Source organism: Hylemonella sp. GW821-FHT12C09 (assembly GCF_058807395.1).
Genome location: NZ_JBXAQQ010000007.1, coordinates 117,672 through 138,876 on the forward strand (window position 1 = coordinate 117,672; position 21,205 = coordinate 138,876).

The 21,205-nt window shown below is 60.6% G+C and carries 14 protein-coding genes and 1 pseudogene; 6 read left to right on the forward strand and 9 right to left on the reverse strand.

Annotated features, from left to right (window positions below; genetic code table 11):
* The first annotated feature begins 5 nt into the window (after nt 1-5).
* The 3 genes from AC1RRP_RS13025 to AC1RRP_RS13035 are packed head-to-tail and all read left to right on the forward strand — an operon-like array spanning nt 6 to nt 3,106.
* Nucleotides 6-728 (forward strand): YceH family protein, encoded by a 723-nt coding sequence (locus tag AC1RRP_RS13025; protein ID WP_493036770.1) that lies wholly within the window; start codon nt 6-8, stop codon nt 726-728.
* A gap of 51 nt (nt 729-779) precedes the next feature.
* Nucleotides 780-1,961, forward strand: a complete 1,182-nt coding sequence (locus AC1RRP_RS13030) for an acyl-CoA dehydrogenase family protein (protein WP_493036772.1) — start codon at nt 780-782, stop codon at nt 1,959-1,961.
* Between the two features lie 17 nt (nt 1,962-1,978).
* Nucleotides 1,979-3,106, forward strand: coding sequence for an acyl-CoA dehydrogenase family protein (locus AC1RRP_RS13035; RefSeq protein WP_493036774.1), 1,128 nt, complete (start codon nt 1,979-1,981; stop codon nt 3,104-3,106).
* 67 nt (nt 3,107-3,173) lie between these two features.
* Here the strand turns inward: AC1RRP_RS13035 and AC1RRP_RS13040 are convergent, their stop codons facing one another.
* The 4 genes and pseudogenes from AC1RRP_RS13040 to AC1RRP_RS13055 all read right to left on the reverse strand — a co-directional run.
* The gene (locus AC1RRP_RS13040) at nt 3,174-5,138 is read right to left on the reverse strand and encodes a methyl-accepting chemotaxis protein (RefSeq protein ID WP_493036776.1); all 1,965 of its coding nucleotides are present in this window, start codon (nt 5,136-5,138) and stop codon (nt 3,174-3,176) included.
* Nucleotides 5,139-5,251: 113 nt separating this feature from the next.
* Nucleotides 5,252-8,866: a PAS domain-containing hybrid sensor histidine kinase/response regulator gene (locus AC1RRP_RS13045; RefSeq protein WP_493036778.1), complete on the reverse strand. Its 3,615-nt coding sequence runs from the start codon at nt 8,864-8,866 to the stop codon at nt 5,252-5,254.
* 6 nt (nt 8,867-8,872) lie between these two features.
* The gene (locus AC1RRP_RS13050; RefSeq protein WP_493036780.1) at nt 8,873-9,250 is read right to left on the reverse strand and encodes a response regulator; all 378 of its coding nucleotides are present in this window, start codon (nt 9,248-9,250) and stop codon (nt 8,873-8,875) included.
* A gap of 52 nt (nt 9,251-9,302) precedes the next feature.
* A pseudogene (locus tag AC1RRP_RS13055) lies at nt 9,303-9,488 on the reverse strand (HNH endonuclease); the annotation flags it as partial.
* Nucleotides 9,489-9,613: 125 nt separating this feature from the next.
* On the opposite strand from AC1RRP_RS13055, the gene AC1RRP_RS13060 reads away from it, so the two are divergent.
* Genes AC1RRP_RS13060 through AC1RRP_RS13070 form a run of 3 tightly spaced genes read left to right on the forward strand, consistent with a single transcriptional unit; the run spans nt 9,614 to nt 15,170 of the window.
* A complete protein-coding gene (locus tag AC1RRP_RS13060; RefSeq protein WP_493036782.1) occupies nt 9,614-11,065 on the forward strand; it encodes a tyrosine-type recombinase/integrase in 1,452 nt (483 codons plus the stop codon).
* Nucleotides 11,062-14,445: a VPA1269 family protein gene (locus tag AC1RRP_RS13065; protein ID WP_493036784.1), complete on the forward strand. Its 3,384-nt coding sequence runs from the start codon at nt 11,062-11,064 to the stop codon at nt 14,443-14,445. The genes AC1RRP_RS13060 and AC1RRP_RS13065 overlap by 4 nt, the downstream gene beginning before the upstream one ends.
* A 5-nt stretch (nt 14,446-14,450) precedes the next feature.
* A complete protein-coding gene (locus tag AC1RRP_RS13070; protein ID WP_493036786.1) occupies nt 14,451-15,170 on the forward strand; it encodes a hypothetical protein in 720 nt (239 codons plus the stop codon).
* Between the two features lie 199 nt (nt 15,171-15,369).
* On the opposite strand, the gene AC1RRP_RS13075 is transcribed toward AC1RRP_RS13070, so the two are convergent.
* The 5 genes from AC1RRP_RS13075 to AC1RRP_RS13095 form a co-directional block, all read right to left on the reverse strand.
* Nucleotides 15,370-15,714, reverse strand: coding sequence for a CzcE family metal-binding protein (locus tag AC1RRP_RS13075; RefSeq protein ID WP_493036788.1), 345 nt, complete (start codon nt 15,712-15,714; stop codon nt 15,370-15,372).
* A 159-nt stretch (nt 15,715-15,873) separates the two neighbouring features.
* The gene (gene flgB, locus AC1RRP_RS13080) at nt 15,874-16,329 is read right to left on the reverse strand and encodes a flagellar basal body rod protein FlgB (protein ID WP_493036790.1); all 456 of its coding nucleotides are present in this window, start codon (nt 16,327-16,329) and stop codon (nt 15,874-15,876) included.
* A 196-nt stretch (nt 16,330-16,525) separates the two neighbouring features.
* The gene (locus tag AC1RRP_RS13085; RefSeq protein WP_493036792.1) at nt 16,526-19,048 is read right to left on the reverse strand and encodes a heavy metal translocating P-type ATPase; all 2,523 of its coding nucleotides are present in this window, start codon (nt 19,046-19,048) and stop codon (nt 16,526-16,528) included.
* A 3-nt stretch (nt 19,049-19,051) separates the two neighbouring features.
* Nucleotides 19,052-20,440 (reverse strand): heavy metal sensor histidine kinase, encoded by a 1,389-nt coding sequence (locus tag AC1RRP_RS13090; RefSeq protein ID WP_493036794.1) that lies wholly within the window; start codon nt 20,438-20,440, stop codon nt 19,052-19,054.
* On the reverse strand, nt 20,437-21,123 hold the full coding sequence (locus AC1RRP_RS13095; RefSeq protein WP_493036796.1) for a heavy metal response regulator transcription factor: 687 nt from the start codon (nt 21,121-21,123) through the stop codon (nt 20,437-20,439). The genes AC1RRP_RS13090 and AC1RRP_RS13095 overlap by 4 nt, the downstream gene beginning before the upstream one ends.
* Nucleotides 21,124-21,205: the final 82 nt, after the last annotated feature.

Here is a 21,205-nt window from a genome sequence, read left to right on the forward strand (position 1 = left end):
GAATTATGACCCCGAGCACCTCCACCCTGCCCCAGCCATCGACCCTCAGTACCGTGGAGGCGCGCGTGCTGGGCACCCTGATGGAAAAAGCCCGCACCGTGCCCGACAGCTATCCGCTCACGCTCAACTCGCTGCTGCTGGGCTGCAACCAGAAGACCAGCCGCGAACCCTTGATGGAACTCGACGAAACGCAGGTCGCTGCCGCGCTGGACACCTTGAAGCCGCTCGGTCTGGTACGCGAAGTCAGCGGCGGGCGTACGGCGCGTTTTGAGCACAACGTCCAGCGCGCCATCGGCGTGCCGGAGCAATCGGCGGTGCTGCTCGGGCTGTTGATGCTGCGCGGCCCGCAAACCGCAGGCGAGCTGCGCCTCAACACCGAGCGCTGGTACAGGTTTGCCGACATCTCCTCCGTGGAAGGTTTCCTGGAGGAGCTGCAAGACCGCCCGGCCGAAAAAGGCGGTCCCCTCGTCATCAAGCTGGCCCGCATGCCAGGCACGCGGGAACAACGCTGGGCGCACCTGCTGTGCGGCCCGGTCGAAGAGCAGCAGGCTGCGGGCGCAAGCCCCGCAACGGGCGAGAGCGCCACCGGCCCTACGGCAGAGCGCCTGGCACGGCTGGAAGCCGAGGTGGTGCAACTGCGTGCCACCGTCGAGCAACTGTGCGCGGAACTCGGCATGTCGCCACCTGGACAGCCGCAAACGAACGACCGTGCTAAAAACGTGGATTGAGATGGCGCCAGGCGCTGCGCCCTCACTCGAAGGATTACCTGGAGACCCGTGATGGATTTGGCATTCACCCCCGAAGAACAGACATTCCGCGAGGAGATCCGCGCCTGGGTGCGCGCGAACCTTCCGGCCGACATCTCGCACAAGGTGCACAACGCCCTGCAGCTGACCCGCGACGACCACCAGCGCTGGGCCAGGATCCTGGGCAAGAAGGGCTGGCTGGGCTGGGGCTGGCCCAAGCAGTTTGGCGGCCCGGGCTGGAACGCGATCCAGAAACACCTGTTCGAAGAAGAGAACGCGCTGGCCGGAGCGCCGCGGGTCATCCCCTTCGGCCCGGTGATGGTGGCCCCGGTCATCATGGCCTTCGGCAGCCCCGAGCAGCAGAAACGTTTCCTGCCCGGCATCGCCAGCGGCGAAGTCTGGTGGAGCCAGGGTTACAGCGAGCCGGGCTCCGGCTCGGACCTGGCCTCGGTGAAGACCCGCGCCGAGCGCCGCGGTGACAAATACATCGTCAACGGGCAGAAGACCTGGACCACGCTGGGCCAGTACGGCGAGTGGATCTTCTGCCTGGTGCGCACCAGCAATGAAGGCAAGCCGCAGACCGGCATCTCCTTCCTGCTGATCGACATGAAATCCAAGGGCGTCACCGTGCGCCCCATCAAGCTGCTGGACGGCGAGTGTGAGGTCAACGAGGTCTTCTTCGACAACGTCGAGGTGCCGGCCGAGAACCTGATCGGCGAGGAGAACAAGGGCTGGACCTATGCCAAACACCTGCTGAGCCACGAGCGCACCAACATCGCCGATGTGAACCGCGCCAAGCGCGAGCTGGAGCGCCTCAAGCGCATCGCCAAGGCCGAGGGCGTGTATGAGGACGTGCGTTTCCGCGACGAGATCGCCAAGCTGGAAGTGGACGTGGTGGCACTGGAGATGCTGGTGCTGCGGGTGCTCTCTGCCGAGAAGTCGGGCAAGAACTCGCTGGACATCGCCGGCCTGCTCAAGATCCGCGGCAGCGAGATCCAGCAGCGTTATGCCGAACTCATGATGCTGGCCGCCGGACCCTACGCCCTGCCCCTGATCCGCGAGGCCATGGAAGCCGGCTGGCAGGGGGACTACCCCGGCGGTGTGCTGGCCAACGCCCCACTGGCCTCGACCTACTTCAACATGCGCAAGACCACCATCTACGGCGGCAGCAATGAAGTTCAACGCAACATCGTCGCTCAGACGATTCTCGGCTGAGCGCCAGGAGACAGAACATGGATTTCGATTTCACCGACGATCAGCAGCAACTGCGCGACGCCGTGCACAAATGGGTGGAGAAGGGCTACGGTTTCGAGCGCCGCCGCGGAATCGAAGCCGGCAAGGAAGGCACACCAGGCTTCTCGCGCACGGCCTTCAATGAACTGGCCGAGCTGGGCCTGTGTGGTCTCTACATCCCCGAAGACGACGGTGGTCTGGGCATGGGCCCCATCGAAGGCATGGTGGTCATGGAAGAACTGGGCCGCGGCATCGTGCTGGAGCCGCTGGCGCAAAGCCTGATCGCCGGCGCCGTACTGGCCGGCTACGCTGGCGCCGAACTCAAGGGCAGCTGGCTGCCGCGCATCTCTTCGGGCGAGGCCCTCGTGGTGTTGGCCCAGCAGGAACGCAAGGCACGTTATCGCCTGGATGTGTGCGCCGCCACGGCAACACAGGCCGGCAGCGGCTGGACCGTGTCGGGGACCAAGAACATGGTGCCGGCCGGCGACCAGGCCGACGCCTTCCTCGTGCCGGCCATGGCGGGCGGCAAACTCGCCCTCTTCCTGGTCGAGCGCAGCGCCAAGGGCGTGAGCACTCGCGGTTACGGCACGCAGGATGGCGGCCGCGCCGCCGACGTGGTGCTGGACCAGGCCGCAGCACAACTCGTCACGGCCGAGGGTCTTGCCGCCCTGGAGCATGCGGTGGACATCGGCATCGCGTCGCTGTGCGCCGAAGCCGTGGGCGTGATGGACCAGACCCTGGCCGTGACGCTGGATTACATGAACACGCGCAAGCAGTTCGGCGTGGCCATCGCCAGCTTCCAGGCCCTGCGCCACCGCGCGGCTGACATGAAGATGCAGCTGGAGCTGGCGCGTTCCATGAGCTACTACGCCAGCCTCAAGCTCAACGCCCCGGCTGACGAGCGCCGCCGCGCCATGGCGCGCGCCAAGGTCCAGCTGGGCCAGTCCATGCGTTTCGTCGGCCAGCAGGCCGTGCAGCTGCATGGCGGCATCGGCGTCACCGACGAATACATCGTCAGCCACTACTTCAAGAAGCTGACGCAGCTGGAGATGACATATGGCGACAGCCTGCATCAGCTCGGCGAGGTGTCGACCCGCATGCAGGAGACGGCCGGCGTCTTCGCCTGATCTCAGGCTCTTCCCAATGCAGAAGGCCCGCGTTGCGGGCCTTCTGCATTTTGTGCGGGGCGGGTACTCAGCCGTTCTTGTGCAAGGCCTGCAACGACGACATGAAACCGCGGGCGGCATGGTAGAAAGACTGGCCGGACTCCAGCATGGCCTGGGCCTCACTCATGCGCTTGCTGTTGATGGCGTCGGCCACCTTGCCGGCCTCCAGGTGGAACTCGCGGTGATGACGCAGCAGTTCGGTGAAACCCGTCTTGTGCGCCGAATGCTGTCCACCAGGACCACGCAGCCACTCACCAAGCTGGCAGCAGTCGTCCCGGCGCAGGTTGTCGGCGTCCAGGCTGAGCTTGCGCAGGATGGCGTTGCGCAGCGTGATGCTGTACTGCTGGTGCGTCTTGAGTGCCTCGTCATGGTCAAACTCTCCCGTGCTGCCACGGTTCTCCTTGCGCAGGCTCACGGCATCGACCTCGGCCAGGGTGACGTCGGCATCGGTGAGGCGGAACACCCGGATGGAGTCGTGCACCTGTTGCACCTGTCCGTTGAGCGACTGGGCCGCCGCGGCCAGTTCCTCCACCATGGCGGCGTTCTGCTGCGTGATGCCATCCATCTCGACCAAGGCGGTGCTGACCTTGGACACCCCCACCGATTGCTCGGCGGTGGCATGGCTGATGTTCTCCAGCACATTCGCCACCTTCTCGACCGAGGCCATGGCCTCGTCCATGCGGGCCCGGGCATCTGCCGTGCGCGTCGTCCCCGCGTCCACGCGCTCGCGCGACTCTTCAATCAGCGTGCGGATTTCCTTGGCGGCGGAAGCGGTGCGCTGAGCCAGGGCACGCACCTCGGCCGCCACCACCGCAAAACCGCGCCCCTGTTCACCCGCACGCGCGGCTTCCACGGCGGCATTGAGCGCCAGGATGTTGGTCTGGAAAGCCACACCCTCGATGACCTGGATGATGTCGCCGATGCGGCGCGAGGAGTCCGATATCTCCTGCATGGTCTGGGCCACGGCCAGCACCGCTTCGTGGCTGCGATGCGCCACGGCCGAGGTTTCGCGCGCCACGGCGGCACCATCGCGCGCCAGCTGCGTGGTCTGCTGCGTCGTTCCGTTGATCTCCTCCATCGAGGCGGCCGTCTGCTCCAGGTTGGTAGCCTGCGACTCGGTGCGCGAGGACATGTCCTGGTTACCGGCGGCGATTTCCTGGGTGCCACCGCGCAGGTTGGCCACCTCATGCCGCACGTCGCGCACCACGGTACGCACCGACACCACCAGCTGGGCCAGGGCCAGCTGCAACTGGCCGATTTCGTCCTTGCCTTTGACCGTGATGAAGCTGGTCAGGTCGCCGCTGGCCACCAGGTTGGCCAGGTCCACCACGTCCTTGAGCGGTTTGAGCGTCAGGCGCATGGCCATCCAGGAGGCGGAAGCCACCGTGAAAGCCGACACCAGCGCCGTGACCCAGTGCGGGGCAGCGAGCTGGGCGCAGACGAACGGCCCCAGCGCCGCCCAGGCGCTGAGCAGCACCAGCTGGCTGCGCAGGCCGGGCCTGAGCCAGCGCCCCAGGCGCCCGAACAGATCGTCGCGGATCAGGACCCCGCGCTGCAGCCGGTGCACCAGGCGACCGGATTCCGCCTCGGCGCGCATGGTGGCGTAGAGCGTTTCGCAGACCTGTATCTCCTGCTCAGCCGGCTTGGTGCGCACCGACAGGAAACCCACGATCTCCGAGCCCTTGCGCATGGGGGTGGCGTTGGCACGCACCCAGTAGTAGTCGCCGTTCTTGCGCCGGTTCTTGACCAGCGCGGACCAGGGCAGGCCGCCCTGGATGGTGTCCCACAGGTCGCGGAAGGCCTCTTCGGGCATGTCCGGGTGGCGAACCATGTTGTGCGGCTGCCCCATCAACTCCTCGCGCGTATAACCACTGACGGCAATGAAGTTGGTATTGCAGTAGGTCATCCGCCCCTTGAGGTCCGTCACCGAGATCAACGTCTGGTCAGCCGGAAAGTCGTATCCGTTCTGGGTGACTGGGAGGTTCTTGCGCATCGCGTGAGTACCAGGTGGTTGATCGGGCCAGCCGGATCGATCCACCCCTGCCGACTGCTAGAGGACATTTTCAGCCGGCGCGTTGAATTGTCAAGCCGGGAAAAATCACGGATTCAAGCCCCATTTCCGCTTTCTGCGGCACGCTCCTGCAGTTGCTGGATCAGCCGCACTGCCTCCCGTGCCGCAGCCGGCAGGTCCAGCCGCGCCATGGCCAGGTTCAGCACAGCCAGCTCCGGCACCTGCGCATATCGCTCCAGCAACGCCTCATGCAGGTCGATGGCCGCCATGTCCGACTGTTGCAGCAGCGGTTCGAGCTGCACCAGACGATCCAGCAGACTCCCTGGACTGCTCGCCACGGCCTGCGGGGCAGACACAGGCGCCGCTGCAGTCATATGGCCCAGCGCAACTTGCGCCCGCCCCCAGGCGACATCAAGCGCACCCAGCAGCTCGGCAGACCTCGCCGCATCCGCAACAGCCGCTGGCGTACGCCAATACTGCTCGGCGACGGCACCGGCCTGGGCCAGTTCTTCTGCACCCACCGATGCGGCACTGCTCTTGAGCTGGTGTGCCCAGCCGGCAGCCGCCGCCCAATCTCCCTGAGCTGCCGCTTGCCGGGTCTGGCGCATCAGTTCGGCCGTCGCCGGCACGAAAGCGCTGCGCAAGCGCTGCAGCAGGGCGGCGTCCTGGCCCAGACGGCGCAGGGCAGTCGCCGTCTCAAGCACGGACGCCCCGGCCCCGGCATCGGCATCGGCATCGGCATCGGCATCGGCATCGGCATCGGCATCGGCCGGCTCGCTTGCCGGCCTGTCGGCCACACCCCCGGCCGCCCGGCCGGTATGTTGCCGGATGAGAGCGACCAGCTCATCCAGCTCAAAGGGCTTGCCCACATGGGCATTCATGCCCGCGGCGGCACATGCCTCGCGATCAGCGGACATGGCATTGGCCGTCATGGCCAGGATGGGCAGCTCGCGCAGCTGCAGGCGCTGGCGGATCTGCTGCGTGGCCTGCAGGCCATCGAGCACGGGCATCTGCACGTCCATCAGCACCAGATCGAAACCCTGCGGCTGCGCCGCCAGCCGGTCGACCGCTTGCTGCCCGTTCCCGGCCACCACCACCTGGGCACCTTCGCGCTCCAGCATGGCCAGCGCCACTTCCTGGTTGAGCGCATTGTCCTCAGCCAGCAGCAGGCGCAAGCCGGACAGCCGCGGCGCGGCCGCCGGGTGACCGCCGCCGCCCAGTGCAAGGCGCGGTGGCACCGCCATCGCCGCCACCGGAAAATCGACTTCAAAAGCGAACACGCTGCCGGCGCCCGGGGTGCTGTCCAGCGTGATCTCGCCCTGCATCAGTGCCACCAGCCGCTGGCTGATGGCCAGGCCCAGGCCGGTACCACCGTAGCGGCGTGCGGTCGAGGCTTCGGCCTGCGAGAAGCCGCTGAAGATGTGCTGTCGCTGGTCCGGGGGGATGCCGATACCGGTGTCCTGCACCGAGAACCGGATCCGCACCCGCTCGTTGTCCTGGCGCACGAGGGTCAGCGCCACACGCACCTGGCCGATCACCGTGAACTTGATCGCATTGCCACCCAGGTTGATCAGCACCTGCTTCAGACGCAGGGCGTCGCCCACCAGCACGGGCGGAATGCGCGGATCGATTTCATAGAGCAGTTCGAGCTTCTTCTCACCCAGCGCCCCCGAAAGGATCACGGAGAGGTCCTGAAGCAACTGCCTGACCGCAAAGGGCTCGGCATGAAGCTCCATCTTCCCGGCCTCGACCTTGGAGTAGTCGAGGATGTCGTTGAGGATGCCCAGCAGCGAGCGCGCCGCGGTATGCGTCTTGTGCACCAGTTCGCCCTGCTCGGAGGTCAGTACGGTGTAGCGCAAGAGCTGCAACAGACCCAGCACGGCATTGAGCGGGGTGCGGATCTCGTGGCTCATGTTGGCCAGGAACTGGCCCTTGCTTCGCGATGCGGCGTCGGCCGCCATCAGGGCGTTCTGCAAGGCGGTGACATCGATGCGGAAGCCGACGTGGTAATTGTCAGCCGTCAAGCCTTCGATGATGCGCAGCCAGCGTCCGTCACGCAATTCGCGGATCCGGTCGGAGTACGGCATGCGATGCAGGCTGAGTGCCTCCTGCACCGACCCTTCCTTGTCCTCCTGCAATTGTTTGAAGATGCCCGCATCGGAGGCTGCCCGGACGATGCTTTCATACGCAGCGCCGACATGGATCTCGTCCTTGATGGGCACATAGAGCTGACGGTACATGTCGTTGCAATAGACCAGCCGGTCATCGGGATCGAACAGCACAAAGGCCTCGCCCAGTGCCTCGATGGCGCCGCGCAGGATGCGCTGCTCCTCCTCGATGCGCTGCTGGGCCCCGACCTGTGCCGTGATGTCCTGCACGGCACCGATGATGCGTTCGGTCTGGGCGCCATGCCAATCCATCTCGGCCACCAGGCGCACCCACAGCGCCTGCCCAGGCTCGGCAGCCGGCATGCGTGCCACCAGATCCACCGACAGCCGCTCCAGACGGGTCATGGCCGATAACTGCTCGCGCGCCCGGGCGCTGGCCTCGGGATCAAAACGCCGCCAGATGTCGTCGATGTGGCTGTCCTGGGTTGCCGGCAGACGCAGGATGGCGCGGCACTCGTCCGACAGATGGAGCTCGCTCGTACGCAGGTCGGCATGCCAGCTACCGATGCCCGCGATGCGACTGGTGCGCGTCAGCAGCTGCTGGCTGGTCCGCAACTGTTCCTCGACCTGTTTGCGTGCCGTGACGTCCAGGGACATGGCGACGTAGCGCTCCACGTCCCCGCCAGGCCCCACGAAGGGCACGATGAGGCTGTGCAGCCAGTAGAGCTGCCCGTCCTTGGACCGATTGCAGATCTCTTCGCTGCGGGACTCGCCACGGCGGATGCTGTCCCACATCTCGGCCCAGAACTGCGGCGGATGCACGCGGGAATTCAGCAGACGATGGTTCTGGCCCAGCAGTTCGCTCTCGCTGTAGCCGCTGATCTGCGCAAACCTGCGATTGACGCGGGTGATGGTGCCGTCGCGATCTGTCTCGGACACGAAGGCCTGCTCGTCCAGCGTACGCATCAGGGAATGGTTGTCGCTCAGCGCCTTGCGCAGGGCTTCACGGGTCAGGACCTGCGCGTCGACATCCACCAGCACGGCCACGAAGCCCGTGAAATTGTCCTCGGCATCCCGCTGAGGCGACAGCAGCATGCGCACCCAGCGGTCGCGCCCATCGCGATAGCGATGCAGCACCTCCACGTCGATGCCGGCGTGATTGCGGATCGCCTCGTCGAGCCGGGCCAGGGTGCCGGGGTCTGCCGCAGGCGAACGCAGCAGGCCGCCAGGCCGCTGTCCCAACACCTCGCACTCGGCATAACCCGTCACCCGGCAGAAAGACTCGTTGACCCAGGCCACCTCGTGGCGGCCGTTGGTCACGATGACGGGGCTACCCGTGTGCTGGGCCACGGCAGCCATCATTTCCAGCTGGCTGGCCAGCGCATCCGATTGCCGGTCAGCACGGTACTGGGTGATGGCCAGTGCCCAGAACTGCCAGCCACCCGCCAGCAAGAGGCTCAATCCGGTCGCCAGCAGCACCTCGCGGGTGAGCAGATTGCCAAACTGTTGCCCCACCAGCGCATAGGCCAGGCCCAGCAAGCCCAGCACGAACAGCGTGGACGATACCAACAGGTAGCGCCGAACAGCCAGCTGCAATTCCATGGCAGTTCAGAGCTGCAGCAACGCGGCTTCCAGGGCCTTGATGTCCAGCGGCTTGACCAGGTAGGCGCTGGCACCGGCATCGCGATAGTAGGACCAGTTCGAGGCCAGGTCATTGCCGCTGACCAGGATGACCGGCAGGGTCGCCTGACCGCGGGCGCGGCGCTCGCGCAGGCTGGCCAGCGTGGCCAGGCCGTCGTGCACCGGCATGTTCAGGTCCAGCAGCATGAGGTCGAAGGGCAGGCGCTCCAGCATGTCCAGGGCGATCTGGCCATTGTTGGCCAGCGCGCCGGAATGCCCGAGCTCGCGCAGCAATCGCGCGGCGATGCGCAGCTGGATCGGATCGTCGTCGGTCACCAGGACCCGCAATGGACGCTGGGTTGTCATGAGCGCTGATGGTAGCGGAGAAGCTTGCCAGCGGCCTGACGATCCCCGGGGATCAGTTGATCAAGAGGCGCGATGAGCGTGGCACATGCGCCATCAGGAACTCCATCTGGTCAGCCAGGATGCGGCGGTTGCGCAGGATAAAGTCTTCCCAGAGGCTGGGGATGTAGGGGGCGTAGAGCAGGGGCATACCGGCCTGCTCGGGCGTGCGGCTGCTCTTGCGGTGGTTGCAGGCGCGGCAATATCCCCACCAAGTAGAAGTTACCAGTTAAATTCTCCTGTCAGAAAGGATGGGTTCAAAGATATAGCAAAAATGCCAGCACCACAAGCTAGTTATCCCCGCCTACTGGTTTACGATTTGAGGACATGCTTGCCCCTCTCACCACTCATGCCGTAGTTCATTTATCCATCGACGCCGCGGACGCACAGACTCTGCCCGTAGTGATCGAATTGGACGACCTAGCAAATCCGGTTATCTCCACGAGTATTGCCAAATTCGCGCGCTACGTGCAGCTCCAGGGCAACGCTAGTTATGAGGCGATCTCGAAGGCAGTGGTCGCCATCGGCAAGCTGCGCGACTATTACAAGCATGTTAGTAACGAGCCAGCCCTGACCCCAGGCAAGCTGCGCAGCTTTCTGGAAGACTTCCTTACCGAGTTTGATCATGGAACAGTGCTCGGATGGCGACCAGCCAGCAATCAGCAGTACCTGACCACACGTGCCGCTATCTTTGACTACGTCAAGTTCGTCATGGACACCAGCTCGCCGTTCTGGAGTACTGGAGAAGCACAGTTTATCGAGGCCTGCCGCGAGTCCTGGATCAGCCTGTCCCATGCAGAGAAGAGCCTGCTGTTCCACACAAAGTCCAGATCGCGAAAAAAAACGGGAGGTCGTAAGCGACAGACCGTAGGGCTCAAGCAGTACAAACCGTTTCCACCGCACCTTGTCCAGAAACTCATCGATGAGACTAAGAACCCGCGTGACAAATTTCTTTTTGGGGTGTTGGCGTATGGCGGTAGACGCCTGTCAGAGATGCTTCACTTGTTCCTGCAGGACGTAGCCGCGCGTGAGGATGAACTGCATATCGTTCTTAAACATCCATCCTATTCGCCCATGACCTGGACCAATCAGGCTCACACCCCTGTTAATGGGCAACGGCGTGAGTATCTGCGCGCGATGTTTGGCTTGCTGCCTCGGACAGAGCATGGAGCCAACAGAAGTGCCGCAGGCTGGAAGGGAATTAAATTCGATAATGAAGCTTCTCGCAGCTCAGAGATATATTGGATCCGCGACGGCGGCCAGTACCTCTTGCATCTGCATCGCCAATACCTGCATGGCGCTCGCGCGGCTGTGCCAAAACGCAGTCATCCATACTACTTCGTTGCGCAAGACGGCGAGCCGCTGACCATCAAAGCGGTTGAAAAGCAATTCGACCTTGCGCGCCGGCGGGTTGAGAAGAAGCATGGTGTCAGTCTAAAAGGATATGGCCCACATTCGCTCCGGCACTTCTACGGGTTTTACTGTGCTGATGTATTGAAAGCCGACTTGCTTTTGATTCAAAAGTGGATGGGACACGTCCAGATTTCATCAACGGCGGTATACGCCCACATTAGCCCAGGAACCGCAGCCAAGTCTCTTAAGCGGGCCGAGGCACTGGCACAGATCGAGGGTCGCACCGGACACAGCGCGGCAGAGCGAGAGGAAGTAGCTAAGGGATTTGCAGATGCAAGGCTAGAACCGCTTCCACACACCTTGAAGCTTGGAAGTATTGCGTTTGGTCAGATCGACACGAAGACTCTCACAAGAAAAACCCGATGACCTATCAATATCTGACAGACGCAGCACCAGAGATGTATCCGGCGCCCGATGGCATCGCAAAGTCCGTCCTCCTGAACACTAACAAACTGAAGTTCCTGCTCATCGCTAGCCCAACGCGCGAAGATCTGGAGGAATCCATCGAGCAGTATGGAATCAAACGCTTAGAGGGTCGCTGGACTGAGTTATTGGAGCCTCCCACCAACGGAAGGGAAAGCTATATCCAGGCGTTGCAAATCAAGCACCCGAAACTTCGTACGCTACCGTCTGCAGCGATTATGAATCTGTTGGGCGAATCCATGATTGCGGGAGCCATCGAACGCGTTCAATCCATGAGCTTAGCTGAACAACGCGACCTCGTGCAGCCACTCAAGCCCACGAGCATAGGCGAGATGCTCGCTTTGTACAAGGACACCCAAATTGATCAAACGGGCTACAGGTATCTTCGACATGAACTCGGCAAGTCGGCTTCTACGTTGGACTTTTTTGGACGCCTGACCAATACGCTTTTCTCTGGAATCGCGGAGTCAGACTATACGCTTGGCACTCCGAAGCCCGGCTTCCACCAGCCGCGTGTCTTTGAATACCTCGGTATGGCCGCTGCGCGAGGATGGATTCTCTTCCCCTTCATATCGGGCGAAAGCGGAACCAACGAGATGTACGCTCTCATGCATAGGAGCAACACGAAGCGCTATCTTCATCCTATGTTTGGTCCGCCTGAGGTCGAAGCAATCATGAACGCGACGAGCGACCTAATGAGGAGTGGCGCGGCCCCAACGGCTTCGTCAAAGTATGCGAAATTCCTAGTCGTCAGTTCGACCCTACGATCAATTTCCCAATCAAGCACCGCGCTTTTTTCGCGCTGTCTCGAATTGATTGATAACGGCAGAGAAGACTCTCATCGACAAGTTGGATATGCGCGACGCGCATACAACGCCATGTTGATGCTACACAACAGCCAGCACCCAGATGCACCGAGGCAGCCACCGCTAGTTCGCGCACTCGATGAAGTCTCGCTTGATGACTTTGCTTCACTGAACACAATTCTTGAAGGCTTACCGCACCTCACAGCCTGGGGTGATGCAATGTCAGCGTTTATACGCAGCAATACCAATGCGCCGGCATCGGGAGTCGTTCGCAAAACAGCCTGTATTGAATTCATTCAATTCCTAGCTGAAGTAGAGAGGCCACCACAGCGGCCTGAACAAACACTGCGTGCGCTCATCAACGACTATACCGACCATAGTCCGTGCTATCGCAACAATCTGCGTCGCCGTTTCGATAGTCCTGACACGCGAAACATCAAGCTCTTGGAAATGAGTCAGTTCTTCAGCTTCGTTCAGGATCAGCTACGCGCCCAACATCAAGGGCATCCTCGGGACACGCCCTGGTTCGCAAACCCAATTGATATTAAATTCGACCGCTTCGCAGTTGAATACCGAGCAGGTACAACGCGCAAATCAATCGCCGCGGACACCATGGCAGAGATGCGGCAAGTACTCGTCGCCGACGACTATGGCTGGGCCAAGCAATGGAACACGGACTGGATCTTTCTGGTGAATCAAGGCACCAGGAAACTGGAACGCGTTTGGTGCCCCAGCACGGCTCTGTGTTTGTATACGCTGCTGTCATTACCCCTTCGAGGCCTTCAGGGGCGCCTGCTCGACTCGGGCGAAGGCGATGCCTTCATCTACGACTTCGACAGCGCGACAATGATCCCTAATCCAAACCAGCTACCCATCAACGGTCGCCTGGAAACTGGACGGCGAGAGGGCTTTATCCAGGTAATGCCGTCCGGTCTGACAGCCGATCCCGAACTTGTGGGAATGTGGATCAGCGTCAACAAGACCAGCGAGGATGGGTATGCCATTCCTTGGGTGAGCGATGATCTGTTGCGACACCTAAGGTACCAGCGAGACTGGATACAGCGCTACGCGCCACACCCGAACACACAGACTATTGAAGATGCCCAGGGGCATCGCAACACTCCAACAGAATGGATCGATTCACAGCACCGCTTCTACTGCCTGTTTCGCGACCCGGCTGTGACTGACCGTGTTCATGACAAGTCATTGCCTGTATCGAAACAGAAGCTGACGCGGCTTTGGGGTCGCCTGTCTCTTGAGGTACAAAACCGAATCAACGCCCGCTCAACCAGCGAAGCTCATCGCATTCGACTGGTCAAACCCGGAACGGAAAACGATGCCTACCCAGTAGCCATTCATGACCTGCATACCCTGCGAGTCTCCGGTATCACTGATCTGCTTGATAGAGGCGTGCCCTTGAACATCGTGTCAGAGTATGTGGCTGGCCACGCCACTTACATCATGACTCTTTGGTACGATGCACCGACACCCGGTGCAGTGCGTCGGGCAATGACGCAGGCCCAGCAGCGCGCTGGAGACAGCCTTGGGCCACTACCACGCTTGCTGGAAAGCGAGATTGAAGAGTTAAAACCATTCTTGCTCTCCAATCCTGACTTCCAGGATAGCTACACCGGCTTCGACGCCTTACAGGACAATATCGGCCTCATCCAGGTTCGGCATTCTGGCATCTGTCCCGGCACCCGCTGCGAGGAAGGCGGTCTGACCGACAAGGGCCGCATTGAACCAGTTCCTGTTGGCGATCGAGGTCCATCCTGTCCGCAGTGTCGTTTCTGGCTTACCGGCCCTGCGTTCCTTATCGGCCAAGTCATCGAAGGCAACCAGCTAATCATGAAGATTCGCAACAAGGTGGCCTCTCTGGCCTCCAGCCGCGAAAAGATTATGGATGCCGAAGACGTTGGCGACGCCGGTCTGGCTGACCTGCTGCGCGGCAAGAACGACATCGAAGAGCGGCAGCTCAACAACATGCTCACAGAGTGGTGGCACCGGATGCGTTTCTACGAGAGTTCAATTGGCAAGCTCGATGCGTACCGTGAGGCGCGTACTGCCAAGGAGGCTTCCAAGCGCGCCGAATCCATCGTGCTGTTCAAGCAGCATGACAAAGGAGAAGCTAACTTCGGGTATGGGCCAGCGACCGAGCTCGAACTCAAGCATTTCTTGTCGACCTGCGCGGAGATCCTGCCCAATTTCACCGACGAGGCCCTAAGTGCTCACCAGGACATAGAACTGGCAGTCGGGAAGTTCCTGGCCATTAATGACGAACGCGAACTGTCTTCCATGTTCTTTAAGCTGGACGACTCGCAACGCCTCGCAGCCGCAAACCTGACGATTGAGCTGATGCAGCGTGCGACGGCGTCACCGCTTGACGCCACCGCCCTGCTCGAGGGAAAAACCCAGCTCCAAAGTATCCCCAACCTTCAGGGCGACTTGAAATCTCTACTGTCCGGTGGTGCGGTCCAAGCCATGGTCGAAACCAAACGCCGCCTCAAAGCTAAGTAACCAGAATGACCACCAAGCCAACACACAAGATGACGCGGCGCGCCTCGGACGTGCTTTTTGACGAAGTCTCTGGTTCTCGCAACAGCTTGCGTCGGGAGAACATTCGACTCATCAAAGAGGTCTGTGACTGGATGGAAAAAGACAAGGTACGTATCTCGGTTGCGGAAGTAGTCCGCCGCTGCGGAACCGATGGACCGGCATATTCCACGGTGGCAAACCAAGGCTCCCAATTGGGAGAGTACATCCGCTTGAGAGTTGCCGAACAGGCCGCCACCCCTCGGTCGGCCAGCAGCACCCAAAGCATTGCCGACACCGTGCGCGACCCGGTCCTCCAAGCCCGCATACGGGACACTGAAAGCACGGCTCGCTGGGTCGCCCGGGAAAACGACGGCCTTCGAGCGCTGCTTAAATCCCTGCGGCCGGGCATCGACATTGACGGGCTCATCCGAAAGGAATCAGACGCCACTGCGGCCATCAAGCCCGAGCTGCCCAAGCCATCGCACGGCCCGAACTCAATCGAGCTGCGAGGACTGCTGCTCAAACTGATGGATCATCTAGTAAGTACGCGCCAGTACAAGGGTGTACGTGGCCGGTTTACCATCAACGGCAAGATTGTGCTGGACGCTCGTGAGTTGACAATATACCGGGAAGCGTCGGGGCTCACAGAAGAAGCTTGGCAGACGCGATACGGCGAGGCTGACGAGCGGAGAGACGACCATAGCTAATGGCCAGCAGCCATCTGTGAAGTCTAGCGTTGAACCGAAGGGGGCACTGGTTGTCTCAATCATGCCTGAATAGCGCTGGCACCGAAAATGGGGGGCCCTGTCGACCTTCCTGACAAGACGAGTGACTCGGGACTGCCGTTGTCCATGTCATGGTCCATGATCATGGACAGAGCCGGCAGTCCTACGAGCACGTCATAGATCAGTAGCTGATCTGGGGATCGCGGCCGATCACGACCGTGGCTTGGCCCGCGCTGAAGTCACGCGGGGCGATTTCCGCAACTTGGACAAGCCGTTGATCCAGGCCATTGAAGGTCCAGGAGAACTGCTTGCCATCGGCGCCCTTGAAGAGCACGGTCTCGCCGTACTGGACATTGACGCTTTGAGCCTTCGTCAGATCGATGGTCCGTGCGGGTGCGGCGCTGGTAGCCGACTGCCCGTACAGGGATTGACCGTTGCGGAAGACCTCATGCGAAGCCATGCTTTGCAGCGGGATCATCGCAGCGAGCGTCAGGGCGGCCAGGCTGAGGGTACGAGCGGTTTTCATAGGAAGTCCTTTCAAAGTGGTTTTTCAAACTGCGCACTTCGAATCAAGCGCGCATATGGACTGTATGAATCTCGTCCTAGCAGGAGCCGGTCATTTGCATTACATATTTGTCATGTGGATATGGAGTTAGAAATGGATTTCTAGTGCGTGTTCAGTGCGCTAACGCCGTGGATCCGAGGCCGCTAGCTTGAACTCCTTGAATTCATCCTCGTACGTGCTGAGGGACATCTGGTACAGGATGGCGTTCTTCATGAAGACCCCTCGCTCCCTGTCCATGTCCACGGAGTTGTTGTCCAAGCTAGGCTGCGAAGGCACGACATAGCGAGCAAAGTCCAGCGTGCTTTGAGTTGTGACTGCTGGAGCTGTCGTTCCGACATGCTTTGCCGATGTCGCCTGGAGCGCCGGACCCGGCAGCCGCTTCATGGCGTCTCGCATGGCGTCGCTGAAATCGAAATCCCTGGCCTGGTAGCCAGGGGTGTCCGCATTGGCAATATTGCTCGCAATCAGGGCTTGCCTGTGCGCACGCAGGATCAAAGCCTTGCCGCGCCACTCCTCATCGGTAGCAGCGGCTCCAGCAGCGCCATTGATCGGCAGAAACTTGGCTGAGCTTGACATGTGCCCTTGATCAGACGATCTGCCTGCCGCATAAATCGCAGAAGAATCCCATCGACATACCTTTCAAATCCGGCCCCAGCGCAACCCACGCTGGGTGATTGCCGAGAGACTAGGCTTTAACGCGATGAGCTTGGATTACATCTGAATGACAAATTGTTACTGCGGCGCCAGAGGCGATCAGGTCTTCCTCATGGCTTCAAGCAACAGACGCTTCGCTCTCCTGGGTCCGACCTTTGAACGCAAGCAATCGCAGCGCATTGGCAACCACGATCAACGTCGAGCCCTCGTGGAACAGCACCGCCGTTCCGATATTGAGCCCAAGGATCGTGGCAGGAATCAAAACGGCAACGACGCCCAGACTGACCCACAAGTTCTGCCGGATGACGCGACTGGTTGAACGGGACAGGCCTACAGCCAGCGGAAGCTGTCTGAGGTCGTCCGCCATCAAGGCCACATCCGCAGCCTCCAAAGCCACGTCAGAGCCCGCGGCGCCCATTGCGATGCCGACCGTGGCGTTCGCCATCGCCGGCGCGTCATTGACGCCGTCACCCACCATTGCGACCTTGCCTGCAGTGCCTCGAAGCGTTTGGATGGCTTTGACCTTGTCATCCGGCATCAGGTCACCCTGAGCCTCGGTCAGTCCAACCGACTTTGCAACAGCATCGGCAACTTGCTGGTTATCCCCGGAGATCATGATGAGTCGCTTAATCCCCAAGGACTGGAGCTCGCGCATCACTGACGGAGCTGCCGGCCGCGGCGTGTCCATCACCCCCAGAACGCCCAGGTAACGCGCCCCTTTTCGAACAATCATGGTCGTGCGACCCGTTCCGATGAGCAAGTTATTGATCTCGCGCACCTCATCCGACAACGGCGCTCCGTCCACTACGTCAAACAAGGTGGCCTTGCCGATATGAACCGCTTCGCCCCCGATCTGTGCCTGGATGCCTCGCCCGGTGATGCTTGTGACCTCCAGCACCTCCAGCGGTTGATGCTCGGCGCCAAGCCGGGTAGATGCTCCTTCGACGATGGCGGAGGCGATAGGATGGTCGCTGTGCTTCTCAACCGCCAGGGCGACAGCTAAGAGCTCTGCCTCCGTGGCTGACTTGGTTGGGAATGCATCAATCAGGCGAGGCTTTCCCTCAGTGAGGGTGCCAGTCTTGTCAAAAGCAATGGCAGTGAGCGTCCCAAGGTTCTCAAGGGGTGCGCCACCCTTGATCAGCACACCGCTGCGCGCAGCTCGAGCGACACCACTCAGGACCGCACTGGGAACCGATATCGCCAAGGCACATGGGCTGGCCGCGACCAGGACTGCCATGGCCCGGTAGAAGCTTGCGCTGAATGGCTCATCAATGACCAGGCCAGCACCCAGCAGAATCACGACCAGGACCAGGACAGCAGGAACAAAGACTCTCTCGAATTTCTCGGTGAAATTCTGTGTGGGCGAGCGCTGAGTCTGTGCCTCAGTCACCATCCGGACGACACGCGCCATCGTGGATTCGCTGGCTCGACGTGCCACCATCACGGTCAGTGCGCCTGAGCCATTGATCGTGCCGGCGAAGACTCTGTGTTGGGCCTCCAGCTTGTCGTATATCGCCAAGGCCGTCTGTGGGTTCTGGACCGGTTGTTTGTCGACCGGGACACTCTCGCCTGTGACCGGTGCCTGATTGACGCTGCTAAAACCAGAGACGACGATACCGTCAGCCGGTAACCGCTCATTGGGTTTGACCTGGAGCAAGTCGCCAGGATTAAGCTCGGTCACGGAGACCTCAACAATCTGATCGCCCTTGATCACCAGGGCCGTCTCAGGTGCCAGCTTTGCCAAGGCTTCGATGGCTCGCTTGGCGCGTCCCATCGCATAGTGCTCCAGGGAGTGCCCCAGGCTGAAGAGGAACAGCAAGAGGGCCCCTTCCGCCCACTCGCCCAGTGCAGCAGCACCTGCCGCAGCGACCAACATCAATGTGTCGATCTCAAACCTGCGGATTTTCAGGTTTTCAATTGCCTCCTGTAGGGTGTAGTACCCCCCGAAGAGGTAAGCCACAATGAAGATCCCTGTCGCAGTTGTCTCGTTGATCAGCTGCTGGCGCTGCAAAAACCAGCCCAGCAGAACCAATGCTCCACAGAGCAGCGAGAAAATCAGCTCGGAGTTCGCACCAAACAAGCCGCCGTGGGAGTGGTTCTGATCCTTCTCTTCAGACTTTCCGTGTTCATGATCGTGGTCATGGTCGTGATCTCCCATCGCGGGCGACGCGTGACCAGCGCCTGAGCTCACAGATGGGCTGATTGGGCTGAACCCAAGCCGACCTAGCCGACTGGATAGGGCATCTTCGCTCACAACATCACGGTCATATTCGATTCGAGCCGTACCGGACGGCGCGACTTCTGCTTCGACCACGCCGGGAATTTCCCGCAATTCGTCGCTCAGTCGTCGGGCAACGCGAGCATGCATGGGTTCGGCTTCCATCAGGCTATGGCCAAACCTTTGGGTGACGGTTGCCCCGACGCTTTCCGCAAGCTCCCTCACTCGCTGAAGTGACTGCTGTTCGGGGTCATAGTGAATGCACAGCAGCGCCTCGCCTGACTCCAGTTTGACGTGTACGTTGTCAATTCCTGGCTTGGCCTGCAGGAGGGCAATCAGTCGCTGGACGCAGCTGTCCTGATGGTCAGGAACATTCGACAGTAAGACCGGAATCTCAATAGAGATCTTCTGTAGATTGGTCATGATTCACTCTTCCTTGATGTTGTATGCAAGAGTTTGTTGAACTGAATTCTCGGAATGAGCCACTTCACGCGCTGGGATTCTCAGGGTGAGCCCAATGACAGTCTTCTGGCTTGTAGACTGAACAAAGGTTCGGCCGCCATGCATGCGCGCAATGGCGGCCACGATCGACAAGCCCAACCCATGATGCAAATGGGCGTCTGACCTGGACGCATCAGAGCGATAGAACCGGTCGAATATCTGACTCTGTCTTTCCGGGGGAATCTGCTCCCCGAAGTTCTCAACCTGAACTGTCGCTTCACTGCTGTTGATCTCTGCGACCATCTGAATTTCGGACTTGGGTGTCGCATAGCGGATCGCATTCGACAGCAGATTCGACAAGGCCCGCTCTACCAATGCGGTATCCATCGCAATCGATGCTCCCCCTCTGACGACCACCGATAGCTGCCGATCCTCCATCTCAGCCTCGTGAAATGCCGATACTCTGTGCATGAGTGCAGTCAGGTTCTGTTGTGGTTTTCGACGTGCAGATGCCCCGTGGTCGGCACGAGCCAGAAACAGCATGTCCTGGACGATCCGTGTCAGCCGCTGAAACTCCTCCAGATTGCACTCCAGTACCTGGCGTAGTTCGTTTGTGTTTCGTTGCTTTCGCAGGACGATTTCAGTGCTTCCGATGAGTGTTGTCAAGGGAGTGGCCAACTCATGGGCAACGTCCGCGTTGAATGACGCGAGCTGGTCATACGCGCGATGTAGCCGGTCCAGCGACTCATTGAAGTGCGACACCAGCGGCTCCACTTCAGCCGGCTGGCCAGTACCATCCAGCCGCTGGTCCCTGATCTCCATCGAGAGCGAGCGCGTTTGTTCGATCAGGTTCCGCAACGGCCGCAGGCCCCGTCGGACCAGAACATAGCCACCGACCGATATCAAAAGCGCCCCAACCATCGCGGCCGCCATCAACGACACAGCGAGCTTCTTCAGCACAAGGACTTCCGACTTCGTATCGAGGCTGAGACGGATGTCCCAGAGAATGCCATCCTGTCCTGGCGATGGAAGTGAAAATTGAAGCATCTCCCCAGACGCGTCCAGAATCGCCATTCGACGCTGAAAGTACGGCGTCTTGTCCTCTTTGAGAATCTCGATCGCCAACTGGTTGTTCCCCACCAGCATGTCATCCAGCTTGTGCCTCAGCAGTTGCTCGGATCGGTCTTCCCGAGCCTCAGAAAACAGATGCTCCAGCTGGATTTTCTGACGCTCCAGCGAGTCGCTACGTTGGGATCTGTAGCCCAGGTAGGTCCAACCATAAACGGCAAGACAGACGATGGCAAGAACGGCAAAACTTTGCAGTGCCAGGCCATTCCCCAGCCTGCGTCCCAGGGATACGGAAGAGGTACTCATGCGTCTCTCTCCTCCAGGATATAGCCGAAGCCGCGAACCGTATGGAGCATGGGCCGCTCGAAGGGCGCATCCAGCTTGCTTCTGAGTCGACGAACTGCAACATCAATCACGTTGGTGCCGCTGTCGAAATGCATATCCCAGACCCGTTCGGCAATCTCTGTACGTGACAGAACCTCTCCTGAGCGACGAAGCAAAAGCTCCAGAAGCTGAATCTCTTTTGTCGTCAGATCTAGTGGACGGTGTGCTCGTTTCGCTTTTCGGCGGAGCAAATCCAGCTCAAGCTCCCCAAGCTTCAGTGTTGTCTCAGCACCGCTGGTTTGCACCGTTTGCGTTCGACGCAGCAGAGCGTGAACTCGGGCCACCAATTCAGAGAATGCAAAGGGCTTGACCAGGTAGTCGTCTGCACCGGCACGCAATCCTTCGACTCGATCATCCGTTTGTTGCCGGGCCGACAGCATCAGCACGGGCGTGGATTTCACGCGCCTGAGTGCAGCAAGGAGCGCCAATCCGTCAAGGCCTGGAAGCATCCTGTCCAGCAAGACTGCGTCGTAGTCAGATTCGACAGAGAGATGCAGGCCATCCAGGCCGTTGTTCGCCACATCGACGACAAAGCCTTCTTCACTCAGACCTTTGTGCAGATAGGCAGCGAGTTTCGCCTCATCTTCAACAACTAGTAGCTTCATTTATTTGAGCTTCAAACGCACTGTGATCAGAGATCTCATATCTGCCAGATACCTCATCAATCACCGTCTTCTTTTTTTGCGG

What these genes read in the sequence shown, in the direction of transcription:
- AC1RRP_RS13025 (WP_493036770.1), top strand. Translation starts at nt 6, where the DNA reads ATGACCCCGAGCACCTCCACCCTGCCCCAGCCATCGACCCTCAGTACC.
- AC1RRP_RS13030 (WP_493036772.1), top strand. Translation starts at nt 780, where the DNA reads ATGGATTTGGCATTCACCCCCGAAGAACAGACATTCCGCGAGGAGATC.
- AC1RRP_RS13035 (WP_493036774.1), top strand. Translation starts at nt 1,979, where the DNA reads ATGGATTTCGATTTCACCGACGATCAGCAGCAACTGCGCGACGCCGTG.
- AC1RRP_RS13040 (WP_493036776.1), bottom strand. Translation starts at nt 5,138, where the DNA reads ATGCGCAAGAACCTCCCAGTCACCCAGAACGGATACGACTTTCCGGCT.
- AC1RRP_RS13045 (WP_493036778.1), bottom strand. Translation starts at nt 8,866, where the DNA reads ATGGAATTGCAGCTGGCTGTTCGGCGCTACCTGTTGGTATCGTCCACG.
- AC1RRP_RS13050 (WP_493036780.1), bottom strand. Translation starts at nt 9,250, where the DNA reads ATGACAACCCAGCGTCCATTGCGGGTCCTGGTGACCGACGACGATCCG.
- AC1RRP_RS13060 (WP_493036782.1), top strand. Translation starts at nt 9,614, where the DNA reads ATGCTTGCCCCTCTCACCACTCATGCCGTAGTTCATTTATCCATCGAC.
- AC1RRP_RS13065 (WP_493036784.1), top strand. Translation starts at nt 11,062, where the DNA reads ATGACCTATCAATATCTGACAGACGCAGCACCAGAGATGTATCCGGCG.
- AC1RRP_RS13070 (WP_493036786.1), top strand. Translation starts at nt 14,451, where the DNA reads ATGACCACCAAGCCAACACACAAGATGACGCGGCGCGCCTCGGACGTG.
- AC1RRP_RS13075 (WP_493036788.1), bottom strand. Translation starts at nt 15,714, where the DNA reads ATGAAAACCGCTCGTACCCTCAGCCTGGCCGCCCTGACGCTCGCTGCG.
- flgB (WP_493036790.1), bottom strand. Translation starts at nt 16,329, where the DNA reads ATGTCAAGCTCAGCCAAGTTTCTGCCGATCAATGGCGCTGCTGGAGCC.
- AC1RRP_RS13085 (WP_493036792.1), bottom strand. Translation starts at nt 19,048, where the DNA reads ATGACCAATCTACAGAAGATCTCTATTGAGATTCCGGTCTTACTGTCG.
- AC1RRP_RS13090 (WP_493036794.1), bottom strand. Translation starts at nt 20,440, where the DNA reads ATGAGTACCTCTTCCGTATCCCTGGGACGCAGGCTGGGGAATGGCCTG.
- AC1RRP_RS13095 (WP_493036796.1), bottom strand. Translation starts at nt 21,123, where the DNA reads ATGAAGCTACTAGTTGTTGAAGATGAGGCGAAACTCGCTGCCTATCTG.